This is a genomic window from Streptomyces sp. SID1328, assembly GCF_009865595.1.
GTDB classification, from domain to species: Bacteria; Actinomycetota; Actinomycetes; order Streptomycetales; family Streptomycetaceae; genus Streptomyces; species Streptomyces griseoluteus.
In genome coordinates this window covers 1-4976 of record NZ_WWKH01000936.1, presented here as the reverse complement: position 1 = coordinate 4976, position 4976 = coordinate 1, and the positions used below count along the sequence as shown (strand labels likewise).

The 4976-nt window shown below is 71.3% G+C and carries 6 protein-coding genes; 2 read left to right on the top strand and 4 right to left on the bottom strand.

What is annotated here, in order from left to right; all coding sequences use genetic code 11:
* Positions 1 to 29: 29 nt before the first annotated feature.
* From GT030_RS30365 to GT030_RS30350, 4 genes are all read right to left on the bottom strand, one after another.
* On the bottom strand, positions 30 to 1202 hold the full coding sequence (locus tag GT030_RS30365) for a zinc-dependent alcohol dehydrogenase (RefSeq protein ID WP_161203835.1): 1173 nt from the start codon (positions 1200 to 1202) through the stop codon (positions 30 to 32).
* Positions 1199 to 2134, bottom strand: coding sequence for an SRPBCC family protein (locus GT030_RS30360; RefSeq protein WP_161203834.1), 936 nt, complete (start codon positions 2132 to 2134; stop codon positions 1199 to 1201). Before GT030_RS30360 ends, GT030_RS30365 begins: the two co-directional genes overlap by 4 nt.
* 351 nt (positions 2135 to 2485) lie before the next feature.
* Positions 2486 to 3103, bottom strand: coding sequence for a phosphatase PAP2 family protein (locus GT030_RS30355; protein WP_161203833.1), 618 nt, complete (start codon positions 3101 to 3103; stop codon positions 2486 to 2488).
* Positions 3103 to 3777, bottom strand: a complete 675-nt coding sequence (locus tag GT030_RS30350; protein ID WP_161203832.1) for a DedA family protein — start codon at positions 3775 to 3777, stop codon at positions 3103 to 3105. The genes GT030_RS30355 and GT030_RS30350 overlap by 1 nt, the downstream gene beginning before the upstream one ends.
* A gap of 150 nt (positions 3778 to 3927) precedes the next feature.
* Here GT030_RS30350 and GT030_RS30345 point away from each other — a divergent pair, with 150 nt between their 5' ends.
* Positions 3928 to 4299 carry a BlaI/MecI/CopY family transcriptional regulator gene (locus GT030_RS30345; RefSeq protein WP_161203831.1) on the top strand — a complete coding sequence of 124 codons (372 nt, stop codon included), beginning with the start codon at positions 3928 to 3930 and terminating at the stop codon, positions 4297 to 4299.
* A partial coding sequence (locus GT030_RS30340) for a M48 family metalloprotease (protein ID WP_161203830.1) occupies positions 4296 to 4976 on the top strand: 681 nt, incomplete at its 3' end. The genes GT030_RS30345 and GT030_RS30340, both read left to right, overlap by 4 nt.

Below are 4976 nucleotides of genomic sequence, written 5' to 3'. Positions count from 1 at the left end.
CATGGCGCCGCGGTTCATCGGCGCGGCCCTCATGGCGACAGGACGACCTTCTCGCAGCCGTCCTTCTTGTGCTTGAACAGGTCGTAGCCGGTCGGTGCCTCGGACAGGGGGAGCCGGTGGGTGATGATCCGGGTGGGGTCGATCTTGCCCTGCTCGATGAGACCGAGCAGCTGCTTCATGTACCTCTGCACGTGGCACTGCCCGGTGCGCAGGGTCAGGGACCTGTTCATCCAGGCACCCGCCGGGAACTTGTCGATCATCCCGCCGTAGACGCCGATGACCGACACCACGCCGCCGCTGCGGCAGGACAGGATGGCCTGGCGCAGGGCGTGCGGCCGGTCCGTCTCGGAGCGGACCGCTTGCTTGGCGCGGTCGTAGAGATGGATGTGGGAGGCACCGTGGGTGGCCTCCAGGCCGACCGCGTCGATGCACTTGTCGGGGCCCCGGCCGGCGGTGAGTTCGAGCAGCGCCGAGCGTACGTCGGTGTCCTCGAAGTTGATGGTGGTGTAGCCCTGGGCGGCGGCCATGTCGAGCCGGTAGGGCTCCTTGTCGATCGCGATGACCTTCTCCGCGCCCAGGACCCGGGCGCTGTCCATGGCGAACTGGCCGACCGGACCGGCACCCCAGACGGCGACGACGTCACCTTCCTGGATGTCGCACATCTCGGCGCCCATGTACCCGGTCGGCAGGATGTCGGACAGGAACAGCACCTGCTCGTCGGTGAGTTCCGGCCCGATCTTCAGGACGTTGGCGTCGGCGAGCACCACGCGGGCGTACTCGGCCTGGCCGCCGGCGAAGCCGCCGGTGAGATGGGAGTAGCCGTAGATCCCGGCGGTGGGGTGGCCGAAGAGCTTCTCCGAGATGCCGGCGTTCGGGTTCGTGTTCTCGCAGCACGAGTACAGCTTCGCGTGGCAGGCCGAGCAGGCGCCGCACGCGATGGGGAAGGGCACGACGACCCGGTCGCCGACGCGCAGTTTGTCGCTGACGCCGGGGCCGACCTCGATGATCTCTCCCATGAACTCGTGGCCCATGATGTCGCCCTTTTCCATGGTGGGGACATAGCCGTCGAGCAGATGGAGATCGGAGCCGCAGATCGCCGTCGAGGTGATCTTCACGATGGCGTCGCGGCTGTTGAGGATCGACGGGTCCGGGACGTCCTGCACCTCGACGGAGTTGCGTCCGGTCCAGCAGTTCGCCTTCATGCCAGAGCCTCCTTGAGTTCGGCCTCGGTCAGCGGTCGGGCCGGGTGCTGCGGGAACTCGCCGCGGGCACGCTTGCCGCCGGGTGCGCCCTCGGAGCGGATGACCTCGCCGGTCTCCGCGATCTGCTTGAAGCGGCGCAGGTCGTCGTCCAGCTGCTGGTGCGGTTCTTCGCCGAAGTAGCGCGCCGCGGCCTGGCCCAGCGCGCCGCCGGGCAGGTCGTAGCGCAGGGTCACCCGGATCTCCGTGCCCCGGCCGCCGGGGGCGGGCACGAAGCGGACCTCGCCGGAGTTGTCGATGTCGGCGCCCTCCACCGACCGCCAGGCGATCAGCCGGCCGGCGACTTCCTGCGTGGTCTCGGCATCCCATTCGACCGTCTTGCCGAACGGCGCGGTGGCCCGCCAGTGAGTGATACCCGGGCCCGTGGCGCGCACCTCCTCCAGGTGCGCCATGAAGTCCGGCAGCCGCTCCAGGTCCCTCCAGAGGTCGTAGACCTCATCCGGGGGCCGGGCGACGGTGGTGGCCCCGGTCAGTTCCATGGGGGTGCTCCTACGGGTGCGGGTCACGGCCGCGTAGACGTCCGTGGCTGTGAGGGCGGTGACCGCGGCGGTCGCGGCGACGGTGCGGCTGAGGCCACGGCCGTCGTGGTTCTTCAGGGCCCGGGTCAGCATCGTCAGATCCATGACGTCGCCGCCGACGCGGGTCCAGAGCCAGGCTGGATGCGGCCGTCCCAGCAGGCCGGCCGCCGCCGCCAGCTCGCGCACACCGACGGCCGTCGTGGCCGAGCGATGCCGGAAGGTGCCATCCACGCCCAGGGCGCGGGCGAAGCCCTCCGGGGCGACGACCTGGGGCACACCCAGGAGCGCACTGGCCCAGCCCAGGCCGCGTACGAGCGGATCGTGCCGGAGGCGGGAGGTGGAGGGGGTGTCTGTCATGAGTGCTCCTCACGTGCGGTGAGGTGAACGGAAGGCGGTCCACTTTGAGTGAACGGTGATGTCGCCCGGACGGAGCTTCGGCTCTCCGGCAACGTGCCATGCGAGTCCCCGTCGGCCTCCGACGCGAAACAACCCTCAGCGACCGAGATTTGTCCCGCCCGGACTACCAGCGACCGAAGCCGGATCGCCGGGGCGCCGTCGGCTGGAGCCGGCGTGAACCGGAAGAAGGACCCCAGGTCCCCTCGGAGGCGGCCGGCCGGTCCACGGGCCCAGGGTCTTGGGGTCCGGCTCGCCCGGCGCACGGGCGGGCCGGAGTTCGGACGTCCGCGAAGCGTGACGCCCCCGCACCGGTCATGAGGCAATGAGCGGACGCAGTCGCCCCCGGATCAGCAGCCCGGCCAGGGCGTCGGCGCTCCGGCGGAGGGGCAGTGCGAGCAATGCCGCGACAAGCGCCCCGACGGCAAGGCCCGCAACGATGTCGTGCGGATAGTGAGCGCCGACCCACACACGGGAGGCCGCCATCGCCAACGCGCCGATCGTGGCGATCACCCCGAGGCGGGCGCTGACGAACCACAGGGCTACCGCCGCGGCCGCCGCCAGAGTGGCGTGGTTGCTGGGGAAGGACCAGTCGCCGACAGCCGGACACGCCTCCAGCGTGATCACGTGCAGGGATTGGCAGGGCCGGTTCTCCTGCACCGCCTGCTTCAGCAGGGTGCTGACGACGAACGCCAGCACGGTGAGCACGGGCGCGGCCAGCGCCTTCACGGCCTGCGCCGTATCCCGGTGGCGGGCCTGCCACCAGCCGACCAGCATCAGGAAGGCGAACAGCGCGAGCCCGTAGGTGGAGTAGCCCGAGACGAGCCCGTCCAGCCAGGACGGTGCGTGGTGCGCGGCGTCGACCACGTCGACATAGACCGCGCCGTCGATACCCGAGCCGTCATACGCCTGAGCGGTGGTCGCGGTCTCCATCAGGCACCCCCGTTCGCACCGCGGGAGCGGCGGGAGCGCAGCAGCTCCAGGCCGACGGGGATGAGCGACACGATGACGATGACGGCGATGATCGGCAGCAGATAGCGGTCGACGTTCGGGACCGACGCGCCGAGGCCGTATCCGGCCAGCACCAGGCCGACCGTCCACACCAGCCCACCGACGACCTGCCAGAGGGCGAAGGTCCGGGCCGGGACGGCCAGGACGCCCGCGAGCGGGTTCAGAACGGTCCGCACGACCGGGAGGAAGCGGGCGAGCACGATGGCCTTGGCATGTCCGTACCGCTGGAGGATCTCCGCGGCCCTGTCGGCGGCCTCAGTGACCTTGCGTGACTTCGTACGCTTGAGCAGGGCCGGGCCGGCCCGGCGGCCAAGCAGATAGCCGGCCTGGGCTCCGGTGAGCGCGCCGGCCGCGGCCGCGACGAGGACCCAGCCCAGGGACAGGTGGACCGCCCCTCCGGCGGAGCCCGAGGCGCACAGCAGACCGGCCGTGAACAGCAGGGAATCACCGGGCAGCACGAACCCGATCAGCAGACCGGTCTCGGCGAAGAGGACCACGGCGATGCCGAGCGTGCCGAAGGCGGCGAGCAGGGACTGGGCGTCGAGGACGTTCACGGCGAGTTGGAGCGGGGGTGCTGCGTGGTGCGCGAGCGTCATCGGCGCTGGCCCCTTCGATGGCGGCTGTCGGGTATACCGGACACGGACGGGCCGGGGCCTCATGCGGGAACGAGGCAGCGACCCACTTGCGTCTACAAGACTGTAGTCGGTCTACTTCACTGTAGACGACCTGGAGGAAGGGAAGGTTCCATGACGGACGCAGTGGGTGAGCGCAGGCCCGCCGGCGAGCTGGAAGCCAGCGTGCTGGCGGCTCTGTGCGCGGCGGATCAGCCCCAGTCGGCCGCCGATGTGCGGGCCGCGATACCTCAGGAGCTGGCCCGCACCACGGTGGCGACGCTCCTCGCACGGCTGCACGAGAAAGGGGCAGTGGGACGGAGTCCGGGTCGACGCGGATTCCTCTACTTCGCGCTGGAGGACTCCCACGGCCTGACCGCTCAGCGCATGCACCGGGAACTGGACCAGGACGACGACCGCAGTACGGTACTGGCCCGGTTCGTCGAGGGACTCAGCGCCGCCGACGAGGCGGAGCTCAAGCGCCTGCTGGACGGAGGCGGTCGTTGATCACCTTGCTGCTGTTCCCCCTCCTCCTGCCGTGGGCACTGGCGCCGCTGGCGCGCCGCACCACCCAGAGAGTCCGGCCCGAGATCGCGCTGTGGACGATCACCTGCGCCACCACCGCACTGGCCGTGGGAGTCGTGGCGAGCCTGGGCGTCCTGCTACTGCCACTGGCCCTGGCCTTTCCTCCCGCAGCCGCACTCGCGGAGCTGATCCGGCCGCTCACGGCGGGCCCGCGGCCCCTGGTCCTTGGGGTATCGGCGCTCGCCGCCGGCGCACTCTCCTTGGCCGCTGTCCGCGTGGCGCGCGGGACGGCGTCGGAGGTGGTGCGCCTGCGCGTCGTGCGTCGCCTCATCCACGGCCTCCCGGACGCCGGAGGGCTGTGCGTCCTGGACGACCCCCGTCCTGACGCGTTCGCACTGCCGGGCGGACCGGCCCGGCCGGACCGGATCGTCGTGACCACCGGCATGCTGCGCGCCCTGGGGCCCGTGGAGCGCGAAGCGCTGCTCGCGCACGAGCGGGCCCACCTCGCCGCCAGGCACCACCTCTTCCTCTGCCTCGCCCAGTTCGCCGGCTGGTGCCATCCAGCCCTGACGGCTGTCGCCGGCCACGTCTCGTTCGCCGCCGAGCGGGCAGCCGACGAAGCCGCGGCCCGCCGCTGCGGCGACCGCGGCACAGCGGCC

What these genes read in the sequence shown, in the direction of transcription:
- GT030_RS30345 (WP_161203831.1), top strand. Translation starts at nt 3,928, where the DNA reads ATGACGGACGCAGTGGGTGAGCGCAGGCCCGCCGGCGAGCTGGAAGCC.
- GT030_RS30350 (WP_161203832.1), bottom strand. Translation starts at nt 3,777, where the DNA reads ATGACGCTCGCGCACCACGCAGCACCCCCGCTCCAACTCGCCGTGAAC.
- GT030_RS30355 (WP_161203833.1), bottom strand. Translation starts at nt 3,103, where the DNA reads ATGGAGACCGCGACCACCGCTCAGGCGTATGACGGCTCGGGTATCGAC.
- GT030_RS30360 (WP_161203834.1), bottom strand. Translation starts at nt 2,134, where the DNA reads ATGACAGACACCCCCTCCACCTCCCGCCTCCGGCACGATCCGCTCGTA.
- GT030_RS30365 (WP_161203835.1), bottom strand. Translation starts at nt 1,202, where the DNA reads ATGAAGGCGAACTGCTGGACCGGACGCAACTCCGTCGAGGTGCAGGAC.